Source organism: Kitasatospora sp. NPDC096147, from assembly GCF_044763225.1.
Classification (GTDB): domain Bacteria; phylum Actinomycetota; class Actinomycetes; order Streptomycetales; family Streptomycetaceae; genus Kitasatospora.
In genome coordinates this window covers 901312-927416 of record NZ_JBIWFX010000001.1, presented here as the reverse complement: position 1 = coordinate 927416, position 26105 = coordinate 901312, and the positions used below count along the sequence as shown (strand labels likewise).

The following is a 26105-nucleotide window of genomic DNA, read 5'->3' as shown; positions in this document are numbered from 1 at the left end:
CGCAGGGACGGACCGGCGCCCCGACGCGTGCGGGCTCAGCCCGGGAAGGCGTAGACGGTGGTCGCGTGGGCGGCCACCGCCTCGGTGCCCTCGGCGGTGAGGGTGACGTCGAGGAAGGCCAGCCGGCGGCCGAGCTTGGTGATCCGGGCCTCCACCAGGACGTCGGCGCCGAGCACCGCGCGCTGGAAGGTGATGGACTGCTGGGCGGTGGTCATCGGGCCGAAGCCGCCGAGCGCGGCGGAGAGGGCGATCACGCTGGCGGTGTCGGCGGCGGCCATCAGGGCCTGGCCGGAGAGCCCGCCGCCCTCCCGGGCCAGTTGCTCGGACCAGGGCAGGCGGAGCACCGCGTGCCGGTCCCCGGTCTCGGCCACCGACAGGCCGAGGGCCTGTACCCAGGGCGCGAAGTTGTCGGCCAGGATCTTGTCCGCCTCGGCGGTGGTGATGGTCACCCGGCCATTGTGGCGTCGGAGCAGGCCACGGCGCCAGGGACCGTACGGGGAACGGACGCTGTCGATCACGTGGCCCGGACCGGGGCGGTCGGAGCGGATGAGGGGGCGTCAGGCGGGTCCGTCACGCGGGGCCGGAGGGCGGGGCACTGCGGAGCGCGTCGCGCAGGAGCTCGGCCAGGTGGACGGCGCGGCGGCCGTCGGCGAGTTGGGCGATCTGGGTCCGGCAGCTGAAGCCGTCGGCGAGTACCACGGTGCCGGGGGCCGCGGCCCGGACGGCGGGGAGCAGGACGCGTTCGGCGGCGGCGGTGGAGACCTCGTAGTGGCCGCGCTCGAAGCCGAAGTTCCCGGCCAGCCCGCAGCAGCCGGAGTCCAACACCTCGTTGTGCAGCCCGAGTCGGGCGTCCAGGCGGCGGTCGGCGGCGGTGCCCAGCACGGCGTGCTGGTGGCAGTGGGTCTGGGTGATCGCGCGGGTGCCGTCCAGCCGGGGCAGCTCGACCTCGTCCAGGTCGAGGAACTCGGCCAGGGTGTGCACCCGGCCCGGCACGTCCCCGGCGGCCGGGCCGAGCAGCCGGGGCAGCTCCTCGCGCAGCGCGGCGGTGCAGCTCGGATCCAGGCCGATGATCGGCAGGTCGGCCGGCAGGGCCCGCAGGCTTCGCCTCAACACCGCACGGGCGACGCCGAGTTGGCCGGTGGAGTACCAGGTGAGACCGCAGCAGACCGGACCGGTGGGCAGCCGGACGGAGTACCCGAGGTGCTCCAGCACCTCGACGGCGGCCCGGGCCGGGGCCGGGTCCAGGTGGTTGGTGAAGGTGTCCGGCCAGAGCAGCACGGGGGTGCCGGCCGTCCGAGGGCGGGCCCGGTGCCAGCGCTCGAAGGTCTGCCCGGCCAGCGGCGGCAGCGGGCGGCGCGGGTCGATGCCGCCCAGCCGCTTGAGCAGCGCGACGACGGTGGGCGAGCGGAAGAGCCGGTTGACCAGCCCCGGCGCCACGGCGGCCCGCAGGGTCAGCGGCAGCCAGCCCATCGAGTAGTGCGAGCGCGGGCGGAGCCGGTGGCGGTGGTGCCGGTGCAGGAACTCGGCCCGGTAGGTGGCCATGTCCACGTGCACCGGGCAGTCACTGGCGCAGCCCTTGCAGCCGAGGCAGAGGTCCAGCGCCTCCCGGACCTCCTCGGAGCGCCAGCCGTCGGTGATCAGTGCCTCACCCGGCAGCAGCTCCCCGCGCAGCATCTCGGCCAGCAGCCGGGCCCGGCCCCGGGTGGAGTGCCGCTCCTCCTCGGTGACCATGTAGCTGGGGCACATCACCCCGGTCGTGGTGTCCACGCACTTGCCCACCCCGACGCAGCGGTGCACCGCCTTGAGCAGACTGCCGCCGTCGCGTTCGAACGGCAGCGCCAGCGGCAGCAGGTCCCGCCCGGGGAAGCGCAGGTCGGCGTCGAGCGGGCGCGGGTCGACCAGGGCGCCCGGGTTGAGCAGGCCGGCCGGGTCCCAGATCCGCTTGAAGGCGCCGAACAGGCCGATCACCTCCGGTGGGTACATCCGGGGCAGCAGCTCGGCCCGGGCCTGGCCGTCGCCGTGCTCGCCGGAGAGCGAACCGCCGTGCGCCACCACCAGATCGGCCGCCTCGGTCATGAACTCCCGGAACTCCGGCAGCCGCTGAGGGTCGGTCAGCGGGAAGTCCAGCCGCAGGTGGACGCAGCCCTCGCCGAAGTGCCCGTACGGGACGCCGCGCAGCCCGTGCCGGGCCAGCAGGGCGCGCAGCCCGCGCAGGTAGTCGCCGAGCCGCTCGACCGGGACGGCGGAGTCCTCCCAGCCCGGCCACGCCTCGCCCCCGCCGGGCGTGCGGGTGACGATGCCCGCCCCGGCCTCCCGGACGGCCCAGAGCTGGCGCTGCTCGGCCCGGTCGGTGACCACCGCGACGCTCGCCCGGCGCTCCCGGCGGACGGCGTCGGCCAGTTCGCGGGCGGCGGCCAGTGCCTGGGCCGGGGTGGCGCCGCCGGTCTCCAGGAAGAGCCAGCAGCTGCCCTCCGGCAGCCGGTCCAGCGCGGCCGGCCGGGGCCCGGCCGCGAGCAGCGCCTCGACCAGGTCGGCGGCCATCCCCTCGGCGGTCAGCGGGCGCAGCGGCAGCAGCGCGGGCACCGCGTCGGCGGCGGCCGTCTCGTCCGGGTACCCGGCCACCACCAATGCGGTGGCGGCGGGGGCCTCGACCAGCCGGACGGTGGCGCCCAGCAGCAGGGCGCAGGTGCCCTCGGTCCCGGTCAGGGCCCGGGCCAGGTCGTGGCCGCGCTCGGGCAGCAGGGCGTCCAGCGGGTAGCCCGAGGTGCGGCGGGGCAGGACGGGCATCGACTGCCGCAGCACCGCCAGGTGGTTGTCCGTCAGGTCCTGAAGGGAGCGGTGGAGCGTGCCCTCGCGGCCCGGCCGTTCGCGTAGCGCGGCGCGCTCGGCGGGGGTGAGCGGGCCCGTGACGGTCAGTTCGGTGGAGTCGGACAGCAGCAGGTCGAGGGTGTGCAGGTTGTCGGAGGTGCGGCCCCAGGCGAGCGAGTGCGAGCCGCAGGAGTCGTTGCCGATCATGCCGCCCAGGGTGCAGCGGCTGTGGGTGGACGGGTCCGGTCCGAAGCGCAGCCCGTACGGGCGGGCGGCGGCCTGGAGCACGTCCAGCACCGTCCCGGGCTCGACGGTGGCAGTCCGGGCGTCCGGGTCGACGGCGAGCACCCGGCCGAGGTGGCGGCGGAAGTCCAGCACCACCGCGCCCGGTCCGATCGCCTGGCCGCCGATGCTGGTGCCGGCCCCGCGCGGAACGATCGGCACGCCGTACTCCCGGCAGAGTGCCACGGCGGCCCGGACGTCGTTCCGGTCGGCGGGCTTGACCACGCCCAGCGGCGGGTGCCGGTAGTTGGAGGCGTCGTGGCCGTAGACGGTGCGCTCGGCGGCGGAGAAGCGGACCTCGCCACGGAGTTCGTGGCGCAGGGCACGGGCCAGATCGGCAGTCGGCATGCGCCGATCATCCCAGCCCCGGCCCGAATCCGGTGGAGCTGACGCCATGTCATATGGCACCGTGCGGGCATGAGCGATCACGTGGAGAACCCGTACCTCGCCGGGCTGCCGTTCGGCCAGGACCTGCCCGCGCCCGAGGCCGCGTCCTGGGACACCTTCCCCCTGACCGGCGAGATGACCGTCAAGCGGTTGGAGCCTCCGGTGCTCCCCGAGCCGCCCCGGCACGGTGAGGACGGCCCGGAGAGCTGCAACCAGTGCCAGCGGCCCGACGACTCCTTCGTCTGGACCGACGAGCACTGGCGGCTCAGCGCCCTGAAGGAGCCGGACGGGCTGCCGGCCACCCTGCTGCTCTTCCCCCGGGGCCACCACGACCTCGCCGACCTGCCGCCGGAGCGCGCGGCCGAGCTCGGCCCGCTGCTCCAGCGCGTCGAACGGGCGGTCAAGGAGATCGGCGGGATCGGCCGGGTGCACGTGAACCGCTGGGGTGATGGCGCGGCGCACCTGCACCTGTGGCTGGTCGCCAGGCCGGAGGGTCTGATGCAGCTGCGCGGCAGCTTCCTCGGGCTCTGGGGGGACCTGCTCCCGCCGCTGCGGGCGGAGCTGGGGGAGGCGAACCGGAAGGTGATCGCCGCCGCGATGGCCGAGGGCGGCGGCACCGCGCACGTCTGACCCGCCCGCCCGCCCTGCCCCCACCCCGGCCCGGTCCTGCCCCGGCCTGCCGAGCTCCTGGGGCGGGCGGGGCAGCGGAGCGTCAGCGGCGGCCCGCCACCGCCGTGCGGGCGATCTGGCCGAGCTTGGCCACCTCGAAGGCCGGGTAGGCGCCGTTCGCCAGCAGGGAGAACTTCACGCCCTCCCGGCCTCCCGGCCTGCGGTAGCCGTCCGGCTGGTAGGTCCGGTAGGCCTCGGCCGCGCGCTGGAAGAACTGCGGGCGCTCGGCCCGGTCGACGCAGCCGGCCAGGTCGAAGACGAACAGCAGGTGCCGCACCATCCGGGTGAACAGCGGGGCCCGGAAGGGATCCGACTCCGGTGTGCCGTCCAGGAGTTCGAAGCTGCGCTGGTACTGGTCGAACAGGTCGAAGTGGCTGCTGCCGGGCGAGCCGGTCGGGTGCACGGTGTGCCGGCGGCGGATCCGCACGCAGGTCCGCTCCAGCACCGCCACCCGACGGGCCGTCAGCATCGCCTGGTGGACCACCGGTATCTCCTCGTGGCTGCCGTCCGGGAACGGCGGCACCAGGCCGCGCCGGATCAGCCGGTCCCAGGCGTGGGCCGGTGCGCCCAGCAGCTCCGGGTGGTCCAGCGGCCCGAAGACCCCGGGGCCCAGCCCGGCCAGCAGCTCGCCCGAGCCGCCGGGCCAGACCCGGCCACCGTGCTCGCGGTCGTGGCCGAACAGCAGCACGTCCACCGGTCCGGTCCCGGTCAGCCGCTCCGCCAGCACGCCGAGCGCGTCCGGGTCGAGCAGGTGGTCGCTGTCCAGGAAGAGCAGGTACTCGCCGACCGCCCGGGCCATCCCCGCGTTCCGGGCCCGGCCGATGCCGACGGCCGCGTTCAGCCGGAGCATCCGTATCCGGGGGTCGCGCAGCTCGTACGCGGCTGCCACGCGCTCGGGGGAGTCCGGGGAGCCGTCCACCACCAGGAGCACCTCGAAGTCGCGCAGGGTCTGCGCGAGCAGCGAGTCCAGGCAGTCCGTCAGCTGCTGCTGCCGGTCGTAGACGGGGAGCACCACGGAGATCAGCGGGTTGGGCATGGCCGGGAGGCTAGGGGTGCGTACACGTCCCCGCAAAGGTCGAAAAAGCCACAAACCGCCCGATGGTCGGGCAGAACCGGAGCAACGTTCCCAGGATCTTCACGGTGGCGACACGCAATGCCGCAGGCCGGTCACCCTCCGTTCGGGGTGACCGGCCCGCGTCCGTGGCGGGCTGACCGGGGATCAGTACCAGTTGTGCGACTGCCAGAAGCTCCAGGCGCCGCACGGGCTGCCGTAGCGCTCGTTCATGTAGTTCAGGCCCCACTTGATCTGGGTGGCCGGGTTGGTCTTCCAGTCGGCGCCGGCCGAGGCCATCTTGGAGCCCGGCAGGGACTGGACCAGGCCGTACGCGCCGGAGGAGGCGTTGGTGGCGGTGACGTTCCAGCCGCTCTCGCGCTCGACGATGTTGCTGAAGCACTGCAGCTGGCCGGCCGGGACGATCTGCGCGGCGACCTGCTTCGGCGAGCCGGCCGGGGCGGCGGGGGCGGCGGGGGTCGCCAGCGCCTCGCGCTGCCGGCTGCGGGAGGCGGCCTCGGCGTCGGCCTTCGCCTTGGCCTCGGCCTTCGCGTCCGCGTCCGCCTTCGCCTTGGCCTCGGCCTTCGCCCTGGCGTCGGCGGCAGCCTTGGCGTCGGCCTCGGCCTTCGCGTCGGCCTGGGCCTTGGCGTCGGCGGCGGCCTTCGCCTCCTCGGCGGCCTTGGCGTCGGCCGCGGCCTTGGCGTCTGCGTCGCTCTTGGCCTGGGCCTGGGCCTGGGCGGAGGCCTCGGCGAGGGCCTGGGCGTCCGCCTGGGCGGTGCGCTGCGCCTCGGCGGCGGAGTCGGCAGCGGCGGCCGAGACGGAGGCGGCGGCCTGCGGGGCGGTGGCGCGGGCGTCCGTGGTGTCCTGCGGCAGGGCCAGCGCGAGGGTGGCGGAGCCCGCGACGGCGAGGGTGGCGACACCGGTGACGAGGGCGTTGCGGCGGTTCTTGGGGAGCGGGAACTGCATGGAGGGGACGACCTCTTCCGTCGGGTCGGCCGTACCGGGCACGCGGGTACCGCAGGACGTGTTCGGGGGAACGGTCCGCGTGCCGTGCGTCGGCGGCCAGGGCGCTCCGGGGCGAGCCGGAACTGGCGGGGGAGGGCGGGACCGGACCGGCTGGACCGACCGCGCTGCCTGGGGACCGGGCCATTCTTGGCAGACGGCTCCGGCCGAGGCAAAGCCCCGGAAACTACGGTCCGTAGTAGGCGACCCCACCTGGCCGGCTCCGCTCGGGGCCTTCCCGAACCCCTGCCGGACGGCCCCCCGGCAGAGGAATCCGAGCCCGGCAGCCCGTCGGGCAGTGCAGTTCGCGGCTCCAGGTGTGCCGGGCCGGCAGGTCAGTAGGGGATAAGCACGCTTACCCCGCACTTATCTCCTATCGGGGGCAGTAGGTCCGAGGGGCGGTGTGCGCGGCCTCACAGCGGACGGCCGGCGAGGTCGGCGGAGCGTGGCCGGGCGGACACGCCCGCAGCGGGCGGCCCGGCGTCCGGCGGCGATCGGCGGCCTCCCATACTGGGGCCGTGATCTTCCTGCTGATCGTGCCGCTGGTCCTCGGTCTCTACGCGCTGGTGCACTGGTACCTCTGGCGCAGGCTGGTCCGTGACGTCTCGGTGCCGGGCGGGCGCTGGCGGCGGACCGGTACGGTGCTGGCGGCGGCCCTGCCGCTGCTCGGCCTCGGTGCGCTGGTGGGCGGCCGGCTGCTGCCGCTGAGTGCGGAGCGCTGGCTGGCCTGGCCCGGGTACCTGTGGCTGGCCACGCTGATCTACCTGATGCTCGCGCTGTTCGCCGGGGAGGTGGTCCGGGCGGTCTGGCTCCGGCTGCCGGCCCGGGCGTCCCGGGTGGCGGTGCCCGCCGACGCGGCCCGCTGGCGGCCGGGTGACGAGTCCCCGGGCCCGGACCCGGCTCCGGTTTTGGAGCGGGAGGCGTTGCCGGAGCCCGGGGCGGAGAAGAAGGAGCAGGCCGGTCCTGGCGACCCGTCACGACGGCTGTTCGTGGCCCGGACGGTGGCGATCGGCGCGGCCGGGGTGGCCGCCGCCGTGGTCGGCACCGGCGCGTACGGGGTGCTGAACGGGCCGAGCCTCAAGCAGGTGACGGTACCGCTGGCCAAGCTGCCCCGCCGGGCGCACGGTTACCGGATCGCGGTGGTCAGCGACATCCACCTCGGGCCGATCCTGGGGCGCTCGCACACCCGGCGGATCGTGGACACCATCAACGCCACCCAGCCCGACCTGATCGCGATCGTCGGTGACCTGGTGGACGGCACGGTGCCCGAACTCGGCCCGGCCGCCGTGCCGTTGGCCGATCTCCGGGCCAGGGACGGCGCGTACTTCGTGACCGGGAACCACGAGTACTTCTCCGGCGCCCGGCCGTGGGTGGAGTTCGTCCGCTCGCTCGGCATCCAGCCGCTGGAGAACGCCCGGACCGAGCTGCCCTGGTTCGACCTCGCCGGGGTGAACGACCTGGCGGGCGAGAGCTACGGCGAGGGGCCGGACTTCGGCCGGGCGCTGGGCGACCGGGACCGCTCGCGGGCGGCGGTGCTGCTGGCCCACCAGCCGGTGAACATCCACGACGCGGTCCGGCACGGGGTCGACCTCCAACTCTCCGGCCACACCCACGGCGGGCAGCTCTGGCCGGGGAACCTGATCGCGGAGCTGGCCAATCCGACGGTGGCCGGCCTGGAGCGCTACGGCGACACCCAGCTCTACGTCACCCGGGGTGCCGGTGCCTGGGGCCCGCCGGTCCGGGTCGGCGCACCCTCGGACATCACCGTGCTCACCCTGGCCTCGCCCGCCGCCTGACCGGCCCGGGGCGGGGCGACGCTGTCCAGCACCTGCTGGCAGACCGAGCGCAGCTTGGTGCTGCGCTCCCGGGAGGTGCGCCGCAGCAGGCCGAACGCCTCCTCGGCGGTGCACCGGTGACGGGCCATCAGGACACCGACCGCCTGGTCGATGACGGCCCGGGTCCCGACCGCGCGGTTCATGTCGGTGACCGTCCGGTGGGCCTGTTCGGCGGCCTCGCCCAGGCGCAGCACGTCACCGAGGTGCTCGGCGAGCGTCCGGGCCCGGCGGCGCAGCCCGGTGAGGTCGTCCGGAGTGCCGCCGTAGAGGGTCAGCGCGGCGCGGGCCCCGTGCCGGCGCCGTCGCAGCAGGGGCAGGGCGAGGGCGAAGGCCAGGCCGGCGGTGGGGCCGGTGCCGTCCAGCAGCCCGGCCCAGCGCGGCTGGACGGCCGGCTGCCGGACCACGAACTCCCGCCCCAGGCGCAGCGCTTCGAGGGTCGGGCCGGTGCCGAGCCGGCACTGCCGGGTGTCGGCGGCGAGGGCGGGCGTCCCGCTGTGCGCCAGGGTGGCCGGGCCGGTCCGGCCGTGCGCCATCAGGCTGGCCGCGGTGATCTCCGGCAGCTGGCCGAGCAGGCGGTCCAGCGCGCCGGAGAGGACCTCGGCCACCGAGACCGGCGGAGCGGCGGACAGCGGCTGAGCGGTGGTGCGGGCCGAGGGGTGGACGGCGGGGTGGACGGCGGGGTGGACGAGACGGAGCTCGGACAGCGGCAGCGACATGACCGGCCTTCGGGTGCAGGGGGAGGGGGTGCGCGGCAGCCGTCCCGCCCCCGCGCCGGACGGTGCCGGCGCGGGGCGGGACGACGGTGCGTCAGATCGCCAGCACCCGGATCGACGGGTGGTCGACGGTGTTCAGGTAGAGCTTCTCCTTGGTGCCGGCCTGCTCCAGCTCGACGATCAGCCGGTAGTGGTACACCCCCGGCCGGGCCGTGCTGAGCACGGTGCCCGCCCAGTAGTAGTAGACCGGGGTGTACGGCGAGCGCATCCGGTCCGGCATTCCGTAGATCTTGAGCTCGGTGCAGAGCTTCTGCTCCGCGACGTCCTCCTCGTCACCCTGCTCGGTGTCCAGGAAGACGATGTTGTTGATCTTCGGCATGGGCGGCCAGCTGCCGTCCAGCCGGCGCTCCATGTCCAGCGGTCGGATGATCCAGTTCAGCACCTGTCCCTGCTTGCAGACCGTCTGGAGGTTGCGCGAGCCCTGGCCCACGCCGCCGATGCTGTTGTCCATCATGTACATCGCGTCGGTGAGCGAGCCGGCGGACGTGGCCCGCTCCATGTCGAGCAGGGTGACGATGTTGAGCTGGACCGAGTTGAGCTGGCCCGGGTTCTGCTTGGCCACCGGGTCTCCGGTGTCCGCGAGGCCGTGCTGACGGTTCGTCAAGGCTCCTCCTCAGCCGATCAGGGCGGACGGCAGGGTGCTGGTGACCGGCTCGGCCCGGGTGCCCAGCAGGAAGCCGATCCGGTAGGGGACGGGGGCGGTGGCGTCCTTCTTCACGGTGGCGGTCCAGTAGGCGACGTCGGTGCCGGGGTACACCCTGCGCTCGGGGACGCAGTACGCGGGATCGATCTCGATCGCGTGGATGCCCACGAACGCCTCGCACTCGAGCGCCAGCACGTTCCAGAGCAGCTGGTCGCCGCGCCGGACCCGGGTGTGCAGCGCCTCGCTGCCCAGGCCGGTCGAGCCGCCGGCCCGGTTGGTGTCGTACAGGTAGAGGTTGCCCTGCATGCTGCGGGACGCCAGCGCGCCCACGCAGTCCACCACCGCGGTGATGGAGATCGGCCGCTGCGGAGCGTGCTCCGGCTGCCGGGGTTTCGTGGCCATCGGTCTCTCCTCGTCGGTGCGGGGTACGGGCGCGGCTACGGGACGGCGGGCGGGGCGGGCGGGGCGAGCGGGAGCAGCCCCATGCCGCCCTTGGTGAAGCCGTTGCGCTTGGGCAGGCTGGTGACGCGGATCCGCGACCGGCAGCTGAGGTCGACGGGCTGCCAGACCCAGCCGCCGTCCTGCTGCACCAGGTCGTGGACCTGGATGCTCATCGTGTACTCGTAGGTGCCCGGGCGGGCGCTGTCCACCGTCGCGGACCAGTACCAGCCGTCGGTCACCAGGTCGGGGGAGCCGTACTCCGCCGGGTACATGATCTTCTGGTCGACCGCCTCGCCGGTGATGTCGGTGATCACCGGCGCGGGGTAGGAGTGCACGGCGGCGCCGGCGTCGGCGACCACCCCGCCGGTGAGGTCGAGCACCTTGCGGGCACCCGGGCCGCGCGAGCGCCGGACGGTGCCGACCGGGGTGCCGACCGCCCGGCGGATCCGCCGCAGCTCCGCCTCGCCGGCCGGGGCCGCGGCGGCCCCGGCCCCGGCGGCGGCGCGGGCCGGGCGGGCCTCCAGCTCGGCCAGGCCGGCCAGCGCCTCCTGGTCGCTCTGCCGGGCCCGCAGTGCCTGGTAGCCGCGCGGCACCGTCGGCGGGATCGAACCGAGCGCGTAGGGAAGCCAGTTGAGCACCAGCTCGGTGCCCTGCGAGCCGTCGTTCCAGTAGGAGCCGTTCAGCACGGTGACCAGGTCCCCGGTGCCCTGGCCCTCGGAGCCGTGCAGCTTCATGTTGTCGAACAGGTAGACGTTCCCGTCGAGCGACTTCGACGCCAGCGCGTTGCCGACGTCCACGAGCACGATGATCGCGAGTTGCTGGGTCATGCGTCCGCCCTCCCGGTGGGTCCTGCGGTCAGCCGCACAGCAGTGCGGGGCTGTCGAGGTGGAGCAGGCTGTACGGGCCCTGGTGCATCCGCAGTTCCAGGCGGTAGTGCTGCGGCACGCCCGGCGTGATCGACGCCGGGACCACGGCCGTCCAGTCGTCGAGGTCCAGCTGCTCGCCCGCCACCCCGGCCTCCGGACCGTCCTCCGCGGGGCCAGGCGGCAGCTCGGCGCCGTCCGGCCCGAGGAAGGTGATGCTGCGGATCTCGACCGGCGTCTGGAGGTCGACGGCCAGCACCGTCCAGCCGACCACCTGCCCCGGGCTGACCACCGTGCACAGCTCGGTGGTGCCCTGCCCGGTGCTGCGCAGCTCGGCGTCGTCCACCAGGCTGAGGTTGCCGTTGTGCAGGGTCCCGTCGGAGAGCGCGCCGATGACGTCCACCAGGACGATGATGTTGACCTTCGGTTTCATGTCTTCCCCTCTGCCTAGCCCCGGTCCCTGACCAGGGGCACCTTGCCGACGGCGGTCCGCTCGATCTCGGCGGACGCCCGGGCGACGAGCTGGATGCGGAAGCCGTAGCCCGACTTCTCGATCGAGGCCGGGTTGGCCTCGCCGTGGTTGAAGAGCGAGAGCGCCTGCGGGAGGGCGTCCAGGAAGACCCGGTGCACGGTGTGCGGGCCGAGCACCGCCTCGACCAGGTGGCTCAGGCCGGGGACGTCGTCCACTGAGGCGAGCAGGACCAGCGACCGGCTCTCCCGGTGGTTCACGAACTGGACGTCGTGGGCCAGCTCGGCCAGGTCCGGCCCGCCGGCCAGCAGCAGCTGCCGGCAGACCGCCCGGTACGCGGCGGCGGCCGAGTACTGACTGTCGTTCAGGTGCAGCACCTCGCCGGTGCGGCCGGCGAACTCGAACTGCTGGGTCCGCAGCTCCGGACCGTCCAGCCGGGGGCGGCGCACCATCCGGTCGCCGAGCTTCAGGCGCAGCAGCGGCGCCTCGTGCCCGTGCAGCCGGGTGACCACCAGCTCGCCCTCCTCCCCCTCGCCGACCCAGCGGCCCCGCTGGTCCACGATCTCGATCAGGTGCAGGCCGGGGACGGCCGCCAACACCGGTGACTCGGACCGCAGTTGGAGTCCGATGGTCTCGGCCTGGGTGGCGGCGAAGTAGCTCAGCACCACCACGTTCGGGTAGACCGCGAGCAGCTCGGCCCGCTTGCGCCGGGAGAGCACCCCGCTGCCGTACATCGCCACCCGGAAGCTCTCCCGGGCCTCCTGGCCCATCGCCGCACCCAGCTCGCTGAGGATGGCGATGCCCGCCGTGATCCCCATCAGCGCCTTCGGGCCCGGGTAGCCGAACATGTGCTCCAGCACCGGGGCGGTGACCGGCCCGGCCCCGATGTAGTTGACCCCGGGCACCTGCTGGAGCACCCCGCCGACCATCGTCCCGCTGCTCCACATCTGGTAGTCGGCCAGCGTGGTGCAGAGCCACTTGGGGGCGTCGCCCGTCAGGTACCGGGCGAGCTGGTGCTCGCCCATGAAGCGGCCGGCGAGCTCGTAGGTGTCGCGCAGTTCGGTGAGCGGGTAGACGGTCTCCAACGGGAGGCCGCTGCTGGTGCCGCCGCTGGCCACGATCTCGAAGCCGCCCTCGCTCAGCGGGATGACCATGCCGGCCCGCTCACCCATGAAGAAGTCCCGCTGGAGCTCCTTGTCGGACAGCGGGATGCGCTGCCAGTCCTCCCAGTCGGCCGGGGCGCCCGTCACCCCGGCGCCTGCCAGCCGGCTGCGCCAGAGCGGGTTGAGCAGCACGGTGTTGACGAGCTGTCGGACCCGGCGCAGGGTCAGCGCGTCCTGCACCGCGTGCGGGGCCCGGTCGTAGCGGAGCCCGAGGACCTGCTCGCAGGCCCGCAGCTTGGAGGCGAAGGACGGCAGCGCGCGCACCGCGTCGAGGCCGTCGGGTTTCAGCTCCCAGTCCGGGATGAGCCGGTGCGCCAGGTCCTCGGGACTGCCGGGGCCGGGCACCGCGGCCGGGGCGGCGAGGGGGCGGTGGATTCCGGTGTCGGTCATCGGGGCCCTCCGGGGTCGGCCTGGACGTCCTGCGCGGCCCGCCGGATCGCCTGGAGCAGCAACCGGACGTGCTCGGAGGTGGTCTGGTGGTTCATCAGCACCATCCGCAGGGCGGCGACGCCGTCGATGTCCACCTTGGAGAGGAAGAAGGTGCCCTCGTGCTTGATCCGGTCGCGGATCGCGACCTGGAGCCGGTGCACCTCGCGCGGGTCCGCCGGGGCCCGGCCGGCCGGACCGGCGGGGTGGTGGCGGAAGCAGAGGATGTTCGCCTCCGGCCGGTGCAGGACCTCGAAGTCCGGCTGCTCCAGCAGGATCCGGTGGGCGAGCGCGGTCGTCCGGCAGAGCCGCTCGATCTTCCGGGCGAACAGTGCGCGGCCGTAGAGCGACCAGAGCACCCAGAGCGCCATGATCATGGGCCGCTTGGTGCACTCCAGGGTGCGGTCCCCGCTGTCGAGCGCGGTGTAGGGGTCGGGCTCCTCGTCGAAGACGTAGCTGGCGTGCTGGCGGAAGGCCGCCGCACCGTGCGCGCGGTCGCGGTAGAAGAGCAGGGTGCAGGGCGCCGGGACGAACATCATCTTGTGGGCGTCCCAGGTCAGCGAGTCGGCCTTCTCGATGCCGCGCAGCTTCGGCCGGAGGCGGTCGGAGACCAGCAGGGAGGCGCCGTGCGCGCCGTCCACGTGCAGCCAGGCGCCGCGCCGGTGGGCCAGGTCGGCGAGCTCGTCGAGCGGGTCGAAGGCCCCCACGGGCGTGCTGCCGGCCGAGGCGACCACGCAGAACACCCGCAGCCCGCGCTCCTCGGCCTCGGCCAGGGCGCGCTCGGCCCGGCGCGGGCAGATCCGCCGCTCCCGGTCGAGGGGCAGCCGGACCAGTTGGGCTTCGCCGATCCCCAGCACTCCGGCGGCCCGCGCGACGCTGTAGTGGACGTCCTCGCCGACCGCGACGGCCGGCCGACCGGCGGCGGTGGCCCCGGGCCCGCCCTGCTCCCAGAAGTCGGGGAAGGCCCGGTTGCGGGCGGCCAGCAGGGCGGTGAGGTTGGCCAGCGAGCCGCCGGAGGTGGTCACCATGTCGAAGCTGCCGGGCGCCCAGCCGATGAAGCGGTTCAGCTCCTCGGCCATGATCCGCTCGGCCACGTTGGGCAGCTGCCCGGCCTCGTAGAAGGCGGAGGGCTGGTTGACCACCGAGCTGACGAAGTCGACCACCCCGCCGAGCGGGACGACGCCGGAGAACTGACGCCCCATCGAGCCGGGGGAGTGCACGGCGATCCCGGTCCGTACGTACAGCTCCAGGATTCCGGCCAGCCGCCCCTCGTCGAAGTCCGCGATCCGCTCGGACTCGTCGGTCATCAATGCCCGGGCCGCCCGGGTGAGCACGGCCGGATCGACGAGTTCGAGTCCTCGGATCGATTGGTCGGAAAGGTGTTTGTGCAGGATCGCGACGGCCGTCTCCGAGTTCTCCCGGAAATGCTGGACGTCGAACACTTCGCTCAGGTCGCCGCGTACGCGGACATCCATCGTGCGTAGCCCCTCGAATTACTCCGGTGGGCGCGGAATTCTTCCGGGCGCCGCGGGCCGGTCGTGGGACGTGCTGGTCGGGGAGCAGGCCACGGGCGTGCTGGTGGCCGGCGTCCGCGGCGGGGCTGTGTGGCCGACGGAGCACCACGAGCCGGTCATCGCCGCTGTCCTGCTGGTTGCGCGAGGTGCTGGACCGGGCCGCCGCGCGGGCGGCCGGAACGGGGAGTCGGGACGCTGCACCTGTGGGGAGCGCCGGGCCCACTCCCGGCGGGTCGCCGGAGGTGAACGGGAGGGATCGGTATTCTTCGAACGGGCTTGCGCCACTGCCCGTGACACCCCCGGCAGCGGTCGTGAGCCCGACCACGTCAGTGATACTAGCCAGGCGAATTTCCGGTTGTGATTCGAATCCGTCCGGAGGAATCACAATGGCCGGAACCCGGCGCAGTGGCCCGTCGGTGGCCGGAGGGGCGGTCTTGTCGCGGCCCGACGGCTCTGCGAATATGCCAGCCCGCCGACGGCGGGCCTGCCCCGGGGACGGGGTGCTGCGGCCCGGCGCGCGTGCACGCGGGCGCGCGGGCGTCCGCGCGCGGCCCCCGGCGATGCGGGACGCCCGGAGCGGTCGATCTGATGACGTGTCAGTTCCGTCGGTCTTCGGCCGGATGAACGAGGGAGAACATCCGGACCAACAGGTCCATTTGGAGATCATTGCCCCTTCAAGGACTCCGGTGTGCACACGTAGCGTTGGGGCGCGCCGCCGGGGCGGCTCCGGGGCGCCAGGGGAGGCACTCGGATGGCAGGTCAGCGGATGGACGGCGGGGAGGCCGGCGACTCGCCACGCCGTGATCCCGCGCAGGGGGAGCGCAGGGGTTCGGTGCAGGCCGAACGGGACGTGAACGGTCGCTACCGCTGGTCGTTAAAGGCACCCAACGGACGCATCGTCGCCGTCTCCGGCTCGGTGCACGAGGACGCGGTGCAGGCGTGGCAGGCCTTCGAGGAGCTGCGCGGGGCGGTCCCCGGCTTCGTGGTGCGGATCACCCACGTCCGGGACGGGATCGGCTGGGTCTGGATGGTGCCGGCTCCCCGGGGCGCACTGGCGGCGCGATCGCACCGGGCGTACGAGCGGTACGCCACCTGCCAGAACGCCTACCGGCGGTTCGTGGCCCTGCTGGAGACTCCGGGTGCGGTCCAAGTGCCGCTGTCGGCCGATGAGTTCTGAGGGTCGCGGCGGGCGAAGAGGCCCGAGACTGGTCACCGTCCGGCTCGCCGCCGGGCGGATCGGCTGGCTGCTGGCGGCAGCCAACGGGCGGCAGCTGGCGCGCTCCGCGACGGCGTTCCGTACCGAGGAGGAACTTGACGCGGCAGTGCGGCAGTTGTTGATGGAGCGGGCCACGCTGCGTTTCCTGGTGCAGCAGGACGGCGACCGCTCGTGGGGGTGGTCGGCGGTGCTCCCCGCGCGCGGCGGGGGTGCCCGGCCGGGGGGTGGGCCGGTGGCGCGCAGTGCGCGCGGCTACCTGCGGCAGGACCAGTGCCGGCAGGGGATGGCCAGCTTCCAGGCGATGCTGGAGGAGCTGCGGACCGGCAAGTGACCGTCAGGTTGCCGGTCACGCCCCGACCCGTCACCGGGAGAAGAACGCTGGCCGGAGCGGCCGGAGTTGACGGTGTATCGGCGGATCTTCCGACGCCCGGCCGGACCTCGGGCTAAACCTCCGTGGGCGGAGCGGATCCGTCCGGGCGGCGGGCGGCGCCCCGGCCGGACGGATCTTCCGTCCGGCCGGGGCGGGCGGCAAGTATCGGTGCCGCCGGAGCAAGGGGCCACCGAGAACGGGGCCCGGGCCGGCGCCCCAGCCCGGGCCGCGGGCCGGGGCAGGCACATGGATGCTCACTCCTACCGGAGGACCGAAATGCGTCACACCGCCGTCAAGTTGGCCGCCACCTTCGCAGCCGCTGCCGCGCTCACCCTTGCCGCAGCCCCGGCCCAGGCCGACCCGGCTGTGCTTCCGAACGCCGTGGACATCGTGGGCACCGGCTCGGACACCACCGCGCCCTACCTGGCCCAGGTCTCGGCCGACTACAACGCCTCGATCGCCGGCGCGCCGGCCAGCACCCCGCGTCTGTACAGCTGGGACCCGCTGGGCTCGGCCACCATCACCCCGAAGTCCGGCGCCGCCACCATCAACCGTCCGAACGGTTCCAGCGCCGGCGTCACCGCGCTGAACAACAACACCGCCACCACGGTCGACTTCGCCCGTTCCTCGCGTGGCCCGCAGACCGGTGACACCACCGACGACCTGTTCGTCGCCTTCGCCAAGGACGCGGTGACCTGGTCCGCCAAGGCCACCGGCGGCCACGCCCCGGCGAACCTGACCACGGCCCAGCTCAAGGGCATCTACGAGTGCACCATCACCAACTGGAGCACGGTCGGCGGCACCGCCGGCACCATCAAGCCCTTCCTCCCGCAGAACGGTTCGGGCACCCGCACCTTCTTCCTGAAGGCCATCGGCGGCGCCACCCCGGTCACCCCCGGCGCGTGCGTCACCAGCGGCCCGCAGGAGAACACCGGCACCACCGCGGCGCTGAACGACGTGGACGCGATCTTCCCGTACTCGGTCGCCTCCTACATCAGCCAGGTCTTCGGCGGTCACTCCACCCCGGCCGAGAACCCCGGCCCGCTGACCCTGCGCAACGTCAACGGCGTGGCCCCGGTCAACGCCTCCAACACCATCAACGCCCCGTTCGCCGCGAGCGCCTACGGCCGCGTGGTCTACAACGTGGTCCGCGCCTCGGCCTGGAACACGGCCGGTGCCTACTCCACCACCCTGAAGGGCATCTTCGGCCCCACCGGCTGGATCTGCACCCACCCGAGCACCATCACCAGCTACGGCTTCCTGGCCCTGCCGGGCAGCGCCTGCGGCAGCACCACCACCATCTGAACCACCGTCACCTCCCGCAGGACCTGATCCACCGCAGGACCTGATCCACCGCACCACCTGATCGACCGCACCACCAGGCGGCCGGGCCTGACGGGCCCGGCCGCCGCTCAACGCTCAGCCGAACCGACCTCAGGGAGCCCGTCCATGTCTCGTCTCCGCACCCGCCTCGTCCTGGCCGGCGCCGCCGCGCTGGCCGCCGTCACCGTCCTGACCGGCCCGGCCGGTGCCGCCGTCACCGACGAGGCCGCCACCGCCGACGCGGCCCGGGCGGCCGTCCGGATCGCCCAGGACGCGGCGGCCGAGGCGGGCGTCGAGGCGCGGGCCACCACGCCCGCCGCCTCGATCGGCTCGGCCGTGATCCGGGAGGACGGCGACTTCCTGCGCCGCAGCGCCCAGGCCGGCATCTTCGTGATCCCGCTCCCGCCGGGCACCCCCGCCTACGACTCCGCCGCCGGCTTCTCCGCGAGCTTCCCGGTCACCGGCGCCACCGGTGTGCTGCGGGAGTACTACGGCAACGTGCAGCTCGACGGCAGCCTGCTGGCGGTCAACCTGCGGACCGGCCGCGCCGTGGTCTACCGTCAGCTCGCCTTCGACATCGACTCCTGGCAGATCACCGGCGTGCCCGCCGGCGGCACCGCCCCGGTCGGTCTGCTCACCCCGTCCGGTGACAGCACCGTCTCGGTGGCCGGCGGCGTGAGCTCGCTGACCTCGGCCGGCCTGACGGTGACCACCGAGGGCGCCCAGCGGCTGAACCAGCAGCTCGCCACCGACTTCTTCCGGGCGGACGTGAAGGTCGGCTCGTTCGCGCTCTCCTACACCCAGGGCTGAGCCCCGCATTTCCCGCCCGTGGCGCCGCTCCGGCGCCACGGGCTTTTCCATGTCCCTCTAGTAGCTGGGCAGTTGGGGCCTCGTACACCTGATCGGTCATCAACTGACATATCACCATGGGGAAATACGGAAGTTCGAACCCGACGGGTCGGGGTCGGCCATTTCGTCCGCGCGGTGAGAGGTGCCCATGAGAGTCCGCAGAGCCGGTCGCCCGGTGCAGGTGTACGTCGCCCTGGTCGTGGTCTGGGCGGCGGCCCTGGCCCTGACGGTGTGGCCGGCGCCGGTCACCCGGGCGCAGGCCGCCGCCGGTGTCACGGTGGAGGGCCCGCCGGTCTGGAACCCGGCGGACTGGACCACCGGTCCGCGCGGCTCGGTCACCCTGGAGAAGGGCACCGACCTCACCAACGAGCGGGTGCGGGTCAAGTGGAGCGGCTTCACCCCGACGGTCTACACCTGGGGCGACCCGGTGGACGTCGCCCAGGTCGGCAACACCGACGTGCTCTACGCCGTCCGGATCTACCAGTGCCGGGGGGAGAACCCCGGCCCGACCGACTGCTACGGCTCCACCGTCTACCGGGGCGACCCGGCCAAGGGCTTCGAGCAGGACATCGCCCAGGGCGCCAACACCCCCGAGTTCCCGTCCAACATGGTGATCGCGGCCACCCGCCCCGACGGCACCGGTGAGGCCGAGATCGAGCTCTGGACCTCCCAGCAGAGCCAGACCCTGGGCTGCGACGCCGGGCACGCCTGCTCGCTGGTGGTGGAGGCCAACTACGGGGGCGACTCGATCGGCGCCTACCAGACCCCGGCCGGCACGGTGAACTGCGAGGACCACTCGCCGGACAGCGACGGATTCTTCAACACCGCCTCGGACGGCGCCTTCCGGAAGAACGCCGGTGGCCGCTACCAGACCGGTGAGAGCTGCGCCTGGCAGCAACGCGCGGTCGTCCCGCTGAAGTTCGCCCCCACCCCGGGCGACTGCAAGGCCGGCGACGCGCAGTTCACGATGGCCGGCCTGGAGATGGCCAACCGGGCGGTCCAGCAGTGGCGGGCCGGTCTCTGCGCCGCCGAGACCCCGCTCAACCTGCAGTACGTGTTCGGCGGCGGCGAGCCGCAGGCCCGGGCCGCCTTCCTGGAGCGCCGGGGCGCGGACGTGGCGCTGACCGCCCGGGCCGACGGTGCACCGGCCGGCCGGCCGTACGTCTACGCCCCGCTCGCCACCAGCGGCGTCTCGGTGGTGTTCGTGGTGGACGACGCCGGGAACCGTCGCCAGGTCCGTCAACTCAAGCTGAACGCCCGGCTGATGGCCAAGCTGCTGACCCAGTCCTACGACCTCCAGTACGGCGCCGTGATCCCCTCGGTGGACGGCAACCCCAAGTGCGTCTTCGTGGACCCGGAGTTCCTCGCGCTCAACCCGGTGGACGCCGCCAACGGCCCGGTCTGGCCCGAGTGCGGCTCCGGCGGCAACAAGGCCGAGACCACCCCCGTGGTGATCGGCGGCACCTCCGACCTGGTGCACCAGGTGACCTCGTGGATCGCCGCCGACCCGGCCGCCGCCCAGTTCCTCCAGGGTGCCAAGGACCCGTGGGGCATGCGGCTGAACACCAACTACCTGCGCTCCAGCTTCGCCGGCTACCCGGTGGAGAGCTTCCAGCCGCAGGACTTCAGCGGCCCGGGCAACTGGAAGCAGTACGAGTGGAACCCGCTGATCGGCGGTCTGAGCTCCGTCGCCCGGAACGTGCTGGAGGGCCGGGCCACCTGTAGCGACCCGAACGTCGACAACACCGGCGGCCACCCGCGCTGCGCGGCCCAACCGATCGGCCAGCGCGCGCTGTTCGCCATCATGGACACCGGCCAGGCCAAGGCGTACTCGCTGCCCGAGGTGGCGCTGGCCAACCCGGCCGGGGAGTACGTCACCCCCTCGCTGAGCTCGATGCAGGCGGCCGTCTCGGTGATGGCCACCGACCCGGTCACCGGCACCCAGTCGCTGCCGTACGGCGTCGGTGACACCGCCTTCAGCCGGGCCAAGGGCGCCTACCCGCTGACCACCGTGCAGTACGCGATGCTGCCGACCGCCGACCTCCCCCCGGCCCGGGCCGAGGCGCTGGCCCGCTTCGTCCGTACCGTCACCGACCCCGGCGGCGGCCAGATCTACGGCAGCGCACCGGGCCTGCTGGCCCCCGGCTTCCTGGCCCTGACGGAGGCTCAGAGCGCCCAGGCCAAGGCCGCCGCCGGCCACGTGGCCGCGCAGGACGCGGCCCTGCCCGGCAACCAGGTGGCCCCCACGGCCCAGCCCACCCCGACTCCGGGCGAATCGGCGAGCGCCGGTGCCACCGCTCCGGCGGCCTCCGGCGGCGGCACCAGTCAGGGTGCCGGCAGCGGCGGCACCGAGGGCGCCGGGTCCACCGGCGGTACCACGGGCGGGAGTTCCGGCACCTCGGGCTCCACGGGTTCCTCCGGCGTCTCGGGTTCCACGGGTTCCTCCGGCACCTCGGGTTCCACCGGTGGGGGCTCCGGTACCGGAGGCAGCACGGCCGGACTGCCGGTCTCGGCCGTGTCGCCGGGCGCGTCCGCCGCACCCTCGGCCAAGGCGAGCGACACCTCCGCTCCGGTGTCCGCCGCCCCGGTCGCGGCCGGTCGGCCGAGTGCCGACCGGGCGGGCACGGCCCGCCTGCTGCTGCCGGTGCTGCTGGTGATCGGTGCGGTCCTGCTGGTCGGCGGCCCGGCGACGCTGCTGCTGAGCGGTACCGAGGCCGGCGCCCGGCTGACCCGCCGGATCACCGGCCGGGGCTGAACCACCGGACACCCGGCCCCAGTTGACCGCCCCGAGTCTGGAGAGACCCTCGCCATGACGAGCACCACCCCCGCCCCGGCGGACCACGACCGACCACGGCAGATCAGTGCACCGCCCAGCCCGGGGGACCGGGTGCTGCGGCTCGGGCTGAGCGCCGCCGGGCTCTCGGTCTTCCTGATCATGGGACTGACCGCGTTCTTCCTGCTGATCCGGGGCGCCCAGGCGCTCCGGGTGGCCGGCTGGTCCTTCTTCACCGAGCAGCGCTGGCTGCTGTCGGCCGAGCGCTTCGGCATCGCCGCCGTGCTGCCCAACGGACTGCTGATCGCGGTGATCGCGCTGGTGCTGGCCGTCCCGGTGGCGCTGATGACGGCCATCTTCATCTCCGAGTACGCGCCCGTCCGGCTGCGGGCGCCGCTGATCTCGCTGATCGACCTGATGGCCGCCATCCCCAGCATCGTCTACGGCCTTTGGGGGCTGTACTTCCTCCAGCCCCGGATCATCGGCACCTCCCGCTGGATCTCGAACCACCTGGGCGAGTGGGTGCCGTTCCTCAAGGTGCGCACCGGCGACATCGGCACCTCCTACACCTCCTCCACCTTCATCGGCGGCGTGGTGGTGGGCCTGATGATCATCCCGATCATCACCTCGCTCAGCCGGGAGGTGTTCTCCCAGGCGCCGCAGGGCGAGCGGGAGGGCGCCTACGCGCTCGGCTCCACCCGCTGGGGGATGGTGCGCACCGTGGTGCTGCCGTTCGGCAAGGGCGGGGTGATCGGCGCGGTGATGCTGGGCTTCGGCCGGGCGATGGGCGAGACCATCGCGATCGCGCTGATCATCTCGCCGGCCTTCGTCTTCAAGGGCCACCTCCTGGAGAACGGCGGCAACTCCATCTCCGCGCTGATCGCCCTGCGCTTCAGCGAATCCGACGAACTGTCACTCTCCGCCCTGATGGCGGCCGGCTTGGTGCTCTTCGTCCTGACCCTGGTGGTCAACCTGGTGGCCGGGATCATCATCAACCGCTCGCGCTCGGGCGCGGCGACCAACGACTGAGCGGGACGCCCCTGATGACCGACACCCTCACCCCTGACGCCGGCGCCGGACCCGGCACCGCGCCCGGAGCCGGCCCGACCGACGCCGTACCGATGGACGCCCTCCCGCCCGCCGAACCCCGGATCCGGACCGGCGGGGTGACCCGCGCCGACCTGGCCACCCTGGCGGGTGCGGCGGGCGGCTCACTCGCCCTGGACTGGCTGCTGCACCAGCGGCTGCTCCCGTTCAGCGGCGCGGCCGGCTTCCTGATCCTCTGGTACCTGCTCTTCCTGGCGTTCTACGCCGGGGCCGGCCGGCTCCAGTGGGACGGCCAGTTCGTCCGGGAGCGGATGGTCGCGGTGCTGGCCTGGAGCTCCGGCATCCTGGTGGCCACCGTGATCGTCCTCCAGATCGGCTTCCTGGCGGTCCGCGGCGTCACCGCGGCCTCCCACCTGAACTTCTTCACCGAGTCGATGGAGCGCACCGCCGGGCTCTCCCCGATCACCTCCGGCGGAGCGCTGCACGCCGTCATCGGCTCGCTCGAACAGCTCGGCCTGGCCACCCTGTTCGCGGTCCCGCTGGGCATCGCCGCCGCCGTCTACCTGTCGGAGACCGGTGGCCGGTTCGCCCGGCCGGTGCGCTCCCTGGTGGAGGCCATGACGGCGCTGCCCTCGATCGTCGCCGGGCTGTTCGTGCTCGGCGTGGTGATCCTCACGCTCGGGGTCGAGCGCAGCGGCTTCGCCGCCTCGCTGGCGCTCACCGTGATGATGATGCCGATCGTCACCCGGGCCGCCGAGGTGGTCATCCGGCTGGTGCCCGGCACCCTGCGGGAGGCCTCCTACGCGCTCGGTGCCAGCCAGTGGCGGACCATCTGGACGGTGGTGCTGCCGACCGCCCGGCCGGGCCTGGCCACGGCGGTGGTGCTGGGCATGGCCCGGGGCATCGGCGAGACCTCCCCGGTGCTGCTGACCTCCGGCTTCACCACCTACTTCAACCTCACGCCGTTCTCCGAGCAGCAGCTCAACCTGCCGCTCTACATCTGGAACTACGTCAAGCTCCCGTACCCGGACATGGTCTCCCGGGCCTTCGCCGCCGCGCTCACCCTGATGGCGCTGGTGCTGGTCCTGTTCGTCACCGCACGCGTCCTCGGCGGGCGCCGCCCCGGTGACCTGAGCCGGCGTCAGCGCCGCCGGATCGAGCGGGAGTCCGCCGGGGCCCGCCGCCCGGCCCCCGCCCGGTCCGTCCGCCCGGCCGTGGCCCTCCGCACGGCGCAGGCCGCCCGTCGGGCTGCGGCCACCCGTCAGGCTGCCGCCACCCGTCGGGCGGAGGCCGTCCGTCCGACCGCGGTCCCGGGTGCGCCCCGCACGGCGGACTCGCAGTGACCGCCACCGGCCGAACCTCCACCGGAACCACCGACCACCCCCGAGGAGACCTCATGCCGTGGGCGCCCGCTCACCGGCCGCACCGCCTGCCCGCCGTGCTGCTCGTCCTGCTGCTCACCGCCGCCACCGTGCTGTTCGGCGCGGCCCGCCCGGCCCACGCGGCCACCTCGCTGAACGCCGACGGCTCCAGCTGGGCCGGCCCGGCTCTGGACCAGTGGCGGCAGGACGTGGTGCCGCAGGGCATCCAGATCAACTTCAACCCGATCGGTTCGGCCGCCGGGCGGAAGAACTGGGCGGCCGGCCTGGACGACTTCACCGCCTCCGACGTCCCGTTCCGCTCCCGCCGGGACACCGGGGCCAGTGGCAACGTCGGCGGCTCGGGTGCGGCCGGGGTCGAGCGGCCGGTCTACGGCTACTCGTACGTCCCGATCACGGCCGGCGGCACCGCCTTCATGTACAACCTGGTGGTGGCCGGCAAGCAGGTCACCGACCTGCGGCTGTCCTCCGACACCCTGGTGAAGATCTTCACCGGGAAGATCACCTACTGGGACGACCCGGCGATCACCCGGGACTACGGCCGGGCCCTGCCGCGCAAGGAGATCACCCCGGTGGTCCGTTCGGACGGCTCGGGTGCCACCGCCCAGTTCACCCGCTGGATGCAGCACACCCACCAGGCCGAGTGGGAGGCGTACTGCTCCGAGGTGAACGGCGTCAGCTGCGGCGAGTACACCGAGTTCTTCCCGACCAAGGGCCGGATGGTGGCGCAGAACGGCTCCGACGTGGTGGCCGGCTTCATCAAGGCCCCGTCCGGCCTGGGCACCATCGGTTACGACGAGTACGCCTACGCCAAGCGCTCCAACTGGCCGGTGGTGAAGGTGCTGAACGCCGCCGGGTACTACACCCTGCCGACCGCTTCGAACGTCGCGGTCGCGCTGACCGCCGCCAAGATCAAGGGAGTTGACGACTCCACCCCGCCGACCGACCCGGACTTCCTGCAGCAGAACCTGGACGGCGTCTACGGCATGAACGACCCCCGGGCCTACCCGGTCTCCAGCTACTCCTACCTGATCGTGCCGCGCAAGGGCGTGGCCGATCCGGTCCCGCCGCGCTTCACCGACGCCAAGGGCGACGCGCTCGGCCGCTTCATCTCCTACGTGCTCTGCGAGGGCCAGGGGCAGGCCGACAGCCTCGGCTACTCGCCGATCCCGCGCAACCTGGTGCGCGGCGGCATGCTCCAGGTCGCCCACATCCCGGGCAGCACCAACACCGTCAACCCGGACACCCTCGCCAACTGCGGCAACCCGACCTTCAATGCGGCCGGACAGCTGACCGTGCTGGCCAACGCGCCGCAGCCCAGCCCGTGCGACAAGGCCGGCACACCGCTCAACTGCGTGGTGCAGAACGGCAAGCCCACCACACCGGCCGGCGCCGGTACCGGCGGCACCTCGGGCTCGACCTCGGGCGCGGCCGGCGGCGGCGCCGCGGCGGGCGGTTCGAGCGGTGGCGCGGGCGGCAGCGGCACCAACGGTGCCGCGGCCGGCGGCGGTTCGTCGGGCGGCGGTTCGACCGGCGGCAGCGGCGGCACGGGCTCCGCGGCGGGCGGTGCCGACGGCGCCGCCACGGGCGGCACGGCCGGCACCGGGACCGACGGCGGTGGCGGGGCCACCGGGGGGACGGGGACGGGCGACCCGTCGGCGGAGGCGCCGGTGATCGACCCGCAGACCGGCCAGGTGGTGAACCGTGGCGGCGGATCCGGCGGCGGCACCCTCCAGGCCAGTGTGGTGGACGTGGCCAGCCGCAAGGACGAGTGGCTGCTGAGCACCCTGACCGCGCTGGAACTGCTCGCCGTGGTCGCGGTGCCCCCGCTGCTCGGCGGCTGGCTGGCGGCCCGGCGGCGCGCCCGGGGCGGTGCCCGGTGAGCGCCCCCGTCCAGGACCGGATGGTGAAGGCCCCGCTGACCGTGCGTCAGACCCCGTCCGCCACCGCCCCCGGTCCGTCCCCGGTGCCCGCCCCGTCCCGGGGCCGGCGGCCGACCACCCAGGCCGGGTGGGCCGCCTGCGGCCTGGCCGCCCTGGTGGTCGGCTTCGCCGGCTACCTGCCCGCGCTCTCCGAGCTCCAGCAGCAGCACGCGCAGGCGGCGGCCCACCGGACCTTCCGGGACCAGTTGGCGAACGCGGTGGCCCCGACCGGCCCGACCGCCGACGGCGCACCCGTGGCACTGATCACAGTGCCCGCCCTCGGCCTGACCGAGACGGTGGTGGTCGAGGGCACCACCGGCCGGGACCTGATGCGCGGCCCCGGCCACCGCCGGGACACCGCGCTGCCCGGCCAGCCCGGGGTGAGCGTGCTGTTCGGCCGCCGGGTCAGCTTCGGCGGTCCGTTCGGCCGGCTCGACGAACTCCGCGCGGGGGACCGGATCGAGGTCACCACCGGCCTCGGCCGGGCGGTCTACACCGTCAACGCCTTCGGCGACGAGGACCACCCGCTCACCGACCAGGCGCCCAACCGCCTGGTGCTGGTCACCGGGGACTCCGACCTGGTGCCCTCCTCCACCCGGCTGGTCGGCGCCCGGCTGGACGGCGATCCGCACCCCGACACCGGAGCCCGGTCGGCGCTGCGTCCGACCGACAAGGCCCTGGCAGCCGACCGGGCCGCCCTGCCCGCGCTCCAACTCTGGTCCCTGGGACTGCTGGTGGCCGTCACCGCGACCACCCTGGCGGTCCGCCTCTGGCACCGCTGGGCGGCCTACCTGTGCGCGGCCCCGATCCTCGCCGCCCTGGTCTGGAGCTGCTACGAGAACGCCGCCGCCCTGCTGCCCAACCTCTTCTGAGCAGCAGCGCCACCCGTGAGACGCCCCC

Annotated in this window: 22 protein-coding genes; 11 read left to right on the top strand and 11 right to left on the bottom strand. The window is 73.9% G+C overall.

The features are described 5' to 3' along the window. Positions 1-35: 35 nt before the first annotated feature. Positions 36-449 carry a PaaI family thioesterase gene (locus ACIRBX_RS03940; RefSeq protein WP_402293558.1) on the bottom strand — a complete coding sequence of 138 codons (414 nt, stop codon included), beginning with the start codon at positions 447-449 and terminating at the stop codon, positions 36-38. Between the two features lie 121 nt (positions 450-570). Further along, a complete protein-coding gene (locus tag ACIRBX_RS03935) occupies positions 571-3438 on the bottom strand; it encodes an FAD-binding and (Fe-S)-binding domain-containing protein (RefSeq protein ID WP_402293557.1) in 2868 nt (955 codons plus the stop codon). 69 nt (positions 3439-3507) lie between these two features. Here ACIRBX_RS03935 and ACIRBX_RS03930 point away from each other — a divergent pair, with 69 nt between their 5' ends. Further along, positions 3508-4107: an HIT family protein gene (locus ACIRBX_RS03930; RefSeq protein ID WP_402293556.1), complete on the top strand. Its 600-nt coding sequence runs from the start codon at positions 3508-3510 to the stop codon at positions 4105-4107. 82 nt (positions 4108-4189) lie between these two features. Here the strand turns inward: ACIRBX_RS03930 and ACIRBX_RS03925 are convergent, their stop codons facing one another. Both ACIRBX_RS03925 and ACIRBX_RS03920 read right to left on the bottom strand, forming a co-directional pair. Next, entirely contained in the window at positions 4190-5182 is a 993-nt protein-coding gene (locus ACIRBX_RS03925) for a glycosyltransferase family 2 protein (RefSeq protein WP_402293555.1), read from the bottom strand. A gap of 183 nt (positions 5183-5365) precedes the next feature. Then, complete coding sequence (locus tag ACIRBX_RS03920) at positions 5366-6163, bottom strand: lytic transglycosylase domain-containing protein (RefSeq protein WP_402293554.1); 798 nt, start codon at positions 6161-6163, stop codon at positions 5366-5368. Between the two features lie 554 nt (positions 6164-6717). Here ACIRBX_RS03920 and ACIRBX_RS03915 point away from each other — a divergent pair. Next, complete coding sequence (locus tag ACIRBX_RS03915) at positions 6718-7995, top strand: metallophosphoesterase (RefSeq protein ID WP_402293553.1); 1278 nt, start codon at positions 6718-6720, stop codon at positions 7993-7995. Here ACIRBX_RS03915 and ACIRBX_RS03910 read toward each other — a convergent pair. The 7 genes from ACIRBX_RS03910 to ACIRBX_RS03880 all read right to left on the bottom strand — a co-directional run bounded on the left by ACIRBX_RS03910 (position 7899) and on the right by ACIRBX_RS03880 (position 14287). Further along, positions 7899-8750, bottom strand: a complete 852-nt coding sequence (locus ACIRBX_RS03910; RefSeq protein WP_402293552.1) for an ANTAR domain-containing protein — start codon at positions 8748-8750, stop codon at positions 7899-7901. The genes ACIRBX_RS03915 and ACIRBX_RS03910 overlap by 97 nt on opposite strands. Before the next feature lie 91 nt (positions 8751-8841). Beyond that, on the bottom strand, positions 8842-9411 hold the full coding sequence (locus ACIRBX_RS03905) for a hypothetical protein (RefSeq protein ID WP_402293551.1): 570 nt from the start codon (positions 9409-9411) through the stop codon (positions 8842-8844). A 9-nt stretch (positions 9412-9420) separates the two neighbouring features. Continuing rightward, positions 9421-9852, bottom strand: coding sequence for a hypothetical protein (locus tag ACIRBX_RS03900; RefSeq protein WP_402293550.1), 432 nt, complete (start codon positions 9850-9852; stop codon positions 9421-9423). A gap of 35 nt (positions 9853-9887) precedes the next feature. Next, the gene (locus ACIRBX_RS03895; RefSeq protein ID WP_402293549.1) at positions 9888-10718 is read right to left on the bottom strand and encodes a hypothetical protein; all 831 of its coding nucleotides are present in this window, start codon (positions 10716-10718) and stop codon (positions 9888-9890) included. Positions 10719-10746: 28 nt separating this feature from the next. Continuing rightward, positions 10747-11187, bottom strand: coding sequence for a hypothetical protein (locus tag ACIRBX_RS03890; protein ID WP_402293548.1), 441 nt, complete (start codon positions 11185-11187; stop codon positions 10747-10749). Between the two features lie 14 nt (positions 11188-11201). After that, entirely contained in the window at positions 11202-12776 is a 1575-nt protein-coding gene (locus tag ACIRBX_RS03885) for a hypothetical protein (RefSeq protein WP_402293547.1), read from the bottom strand. Beyond that, positions 12773-14287 (bottom strand): pyridoxal phosphate-dependent decarboxylase family protein, encoded by a 1515-nt coding sequence (locus ACIRBX_RS03880; RefSeq protein ID WP_402293546.1) that lies wholly within the window; start codon positions 14285-14287, stop codon positions 12773-12775. The genes ACIRBX_RS03885 and ACIRBX_RS03880 overlap by 4 nt, the downstream gene beginning before the upstream one ends. Positions 14288-15077: 790 nt before the next feature. Between ACIRBX_RS03880 and ACIRBX_RS03875 the strand changes: the two genes are divergently transcribed. The 9 genes from ACIRBX_RS03875 (at position 15078) to ACIRBX_RS03835 (ending at position 26077) form a co-directional block, all read left to right on the top strand. Continuing rightward, a complete protein-coding gene (locus ACIRBX_RS03875) occupies positions 15078-15503 on the top strand; it encodes a DUF1508 domain-containing protein (RefSeq protein WP_402293545.1) in 426 nt (141 codons plus the stop codon). Continuing rightward, positions 15493-15873 carry a hypothetical protein gene (locus tag ACIRBX_RS03870; RefSeq protein ID WP_402293544.1) on the top strand — a complete coding sequence of 127 codons (381 nt, stop codon included), beginning with the start codon at positions 15493-15495 and terminating at the stop codon, positions 15871-15873. Before ACIRBX_RS03875 ends, ACIRBX_RS03870 begins: the two co-directional genes overlap by 11 nt. 315 nt (positions 15874-16188) lie before the next feature. After that, positions 16189-17217, top strand: a complete 1029-nt coding sequence (locus ACIRBX_RS03865) for a substrate-binding domain-containing protein (RefSeq protein WP_402293543.1) — start codon at positions 16189-16191, stop codon at positions 17215-17217. Positions 17218-17361: 144 nt separating this feature from the next. Next, entirely contained in the window at positions 17362-18045 is a 684-nt protein-coding gene (locus tag ACIRBX_RS03860; RefSeq protein ID WP_402293542.1) for a hypothetical protein, read from the top strand. Positions 18046-18232: 187 nt separating this feature from the next. Beyond that, positions 18233-20839: a hypothetical protein gene (locus ACIRBX_RS03855; RefSeq protein ID WP_402293541.1), complete on the top strand. Its 2607-nt coding sequence runs from the start codon at positions 18233-18235 to the stop codon at positions 20837-20839. A gap of 54 nt (positions 20840-20893) precedes the next feature. Continuing rightward, positions 20894-21886 carry a phosphate ABC transporter permease subunit PstC gene (gene pstC, locus ACIRBX_RS03850; RefSeq protein ID WP_402293540.1) on the top strand — a complete coding sequence of 331 codons (993 nt, stop codon included), beginning with the start codon at positions 20894-20896 and terminating at the stop codon, positions 21884-21886. A gap of 14 nt (positions 21887-21900) precedes the next feature. After that, the gene (pstA, locus tag ACIRBX_RS03845; RefSeq protein ID WP_402293539.1) at positions 21901-23247 is read left to right on the top strand and encodes a phosphate ABC transporter permease PstA; all 1347 of its coding nucleotides are present in this window, start codon (positions 21901-21903) and stop codon (positions 23245-23247) included. A gap of 53 nt (positions 23248-23300) precedes the next feature. Continuing rightward, positions 23301-25166, top strand: a complete 1866-nt coding sequence (locus ACIRBX_RS03840) for a substrate-binding domain-containing protein (RefSeq protein WP_402293538.1) — start codon at positions 23301-23303, stop codon at positions 25164-25166. Then, a complete protein-coding gene (locus ACIRBX_RS03835; RefSeq protein ID WP_402293537.1) occupies positions 25163-26077 on the top strand; it encodes a class E sortase in 915 nt (304 codons plus the stop codon). The genes ACIRBX_RS03840 and ACIRBX_RS03835 overlap by 4 nt, the downstream gene beginning before the upstream one ends. Positions 26078-26105 lie beyond the last annotated feature (28 nt).

What these genes read in the sequence shown, in the direction of transcription:
- ACIRBX_RS03935 (WP_402293557.1), bottom strand. Translation starts at nt 3,438, where the DNA reads ATGCCGACTGCCGATCTGGCCCGTGCCCTGCGCCACGAACTCCGTGGC.
- ACIRBX_RS03930 (WP_402293556.1), top strand. Translation starts at nt 3,508, where the DNA reads ATGAGCGATCACGTGGAGAACCCGTACCTCGCCGGGCTGCCGTTCGGC.
- ACIRBX_RS03925 (WP_402293555.1), bottom strand. Translation starts at nt 5,182, where the DNA reads ATGCCCAACCCGCTGATCTCCGTGGTGCTCCCCGTCTACGACCGGCAG.
- ACIRBX_RS03920 (WP_402293554.1), bottom strand. Translation starts at nt 6,163, where the DNA reads ATGCAGTTCCCGCTCCCCAAGAACCGCCGCAACGCCCTCGTCACCGGT.
- ACIRBX_RS03910 (WP_402293552.1), bottom strand. Translation starts at nt 8,750, where the DNA reads ATGTCGCTGCCGCTGTCCGAGCTCCGTCTCGTCCACCCCGCCGTCCAC.
- ACIRBX_RS03900 (WP_402293550.1), bottom strand. Translation starts at nt 9,852, where the DNA reads ATGGCCACGAAACCCCGGCAGCCGGAGCACGCTCCGCAGCGGCCGATC.
- ACIRBX_RS03895 (WP_402293549.1), bottom strand. Translation starts at nt 10,718, where the DNA reads ATGACCCAGCAACTCGCGATCATCGTGCTCGTGGACGTCGGCAACGCG.
- ACIRBX_RS03890 (WP_402293548.1), bottom strand. Translation starts at nt 11,187, where the DNA reads ATGAAACCGAAGGTCAACATCATCGTCCTGGTGGACGTCATCGGCGCG.
- ACIRBX_RS03885 (WP_402293547.1), bottom strand. Translation starts at nt 12,776, where the DNA reads ATGACCGACACCGGAATCCACCGCCCCCTCGCCGCCCCGGCCGCGGTG.
- ACIRBX_RS03880 (WP_402293546.1), bottom strand. Translation starts at nt 14,287, where the DNA reads ATGGATGTCCGCGTACGCGGCGACCTGAGCGAAGTGTTCGACGTCCAG.
- ACIRBX_RS03875 (WP_402293545.1), top strand. Translation starts at nt 15,078, where the DNA reads ATGGCAGGTCAGCGGATGGACGGCGGGGAGGCCGGCGACTCGCCACGC.
- ACIRBX_RS03870 (WP_402293544.1), top strand. Translation starts at nt 15,493, where the DNA reads ATGAGTTCTGAGGGTCGCGGCGGGCGAAGAGGCCCGAGACTGGTCACC.
- ACIRBX_RS03865 (WP_402293543.1), top strand. Translation starts at nt 16,189, where the DNA reads ATGCGTCACACCGCCGTCAAGTTGGCCGCCACCTTCGCAGCCGCTGCC.
- ACIRBX_RS03860 (WP_402293542.1), top strand. Translation starts at nt 17,362, where the DNA reads ATGTCTCGTCTCCGCACCCGCCTCGTCCTGGCCGGCGCCGCCGCGCTG.
- ACIRBX_RS03855 (WP_402293541.1), top strand. Translation starts at nt 18,233, where the DNA reads ATGAGAGTCCGCAGAGCCGGTCGCCCGGTGCAGGTGTACGTCGCCCTG.
- pstC (WP_402293540.1), top strand. Translation starts at nt 20,894, where the DNA reads ATGACGAGCACCACCCCCGCCCCGGCGGACCACGACCGACCACGGCAG.
- pstA (WP_402293539.1), top strand. Translation starts at nt 21,901, where the DNA reads ATGACCGACACCCTCACCCCTGACGCCGGCGCCGGACCCGGCACCGCG.
- ACIRBX_RS03840 (WP_402293538.1), top strand. Translation starts at nt 23,301, where the DNA reads ATGCCGTGGGCGCCCGCTCACCGGCCGCACCGCCTGCCCGCCGTGCTG.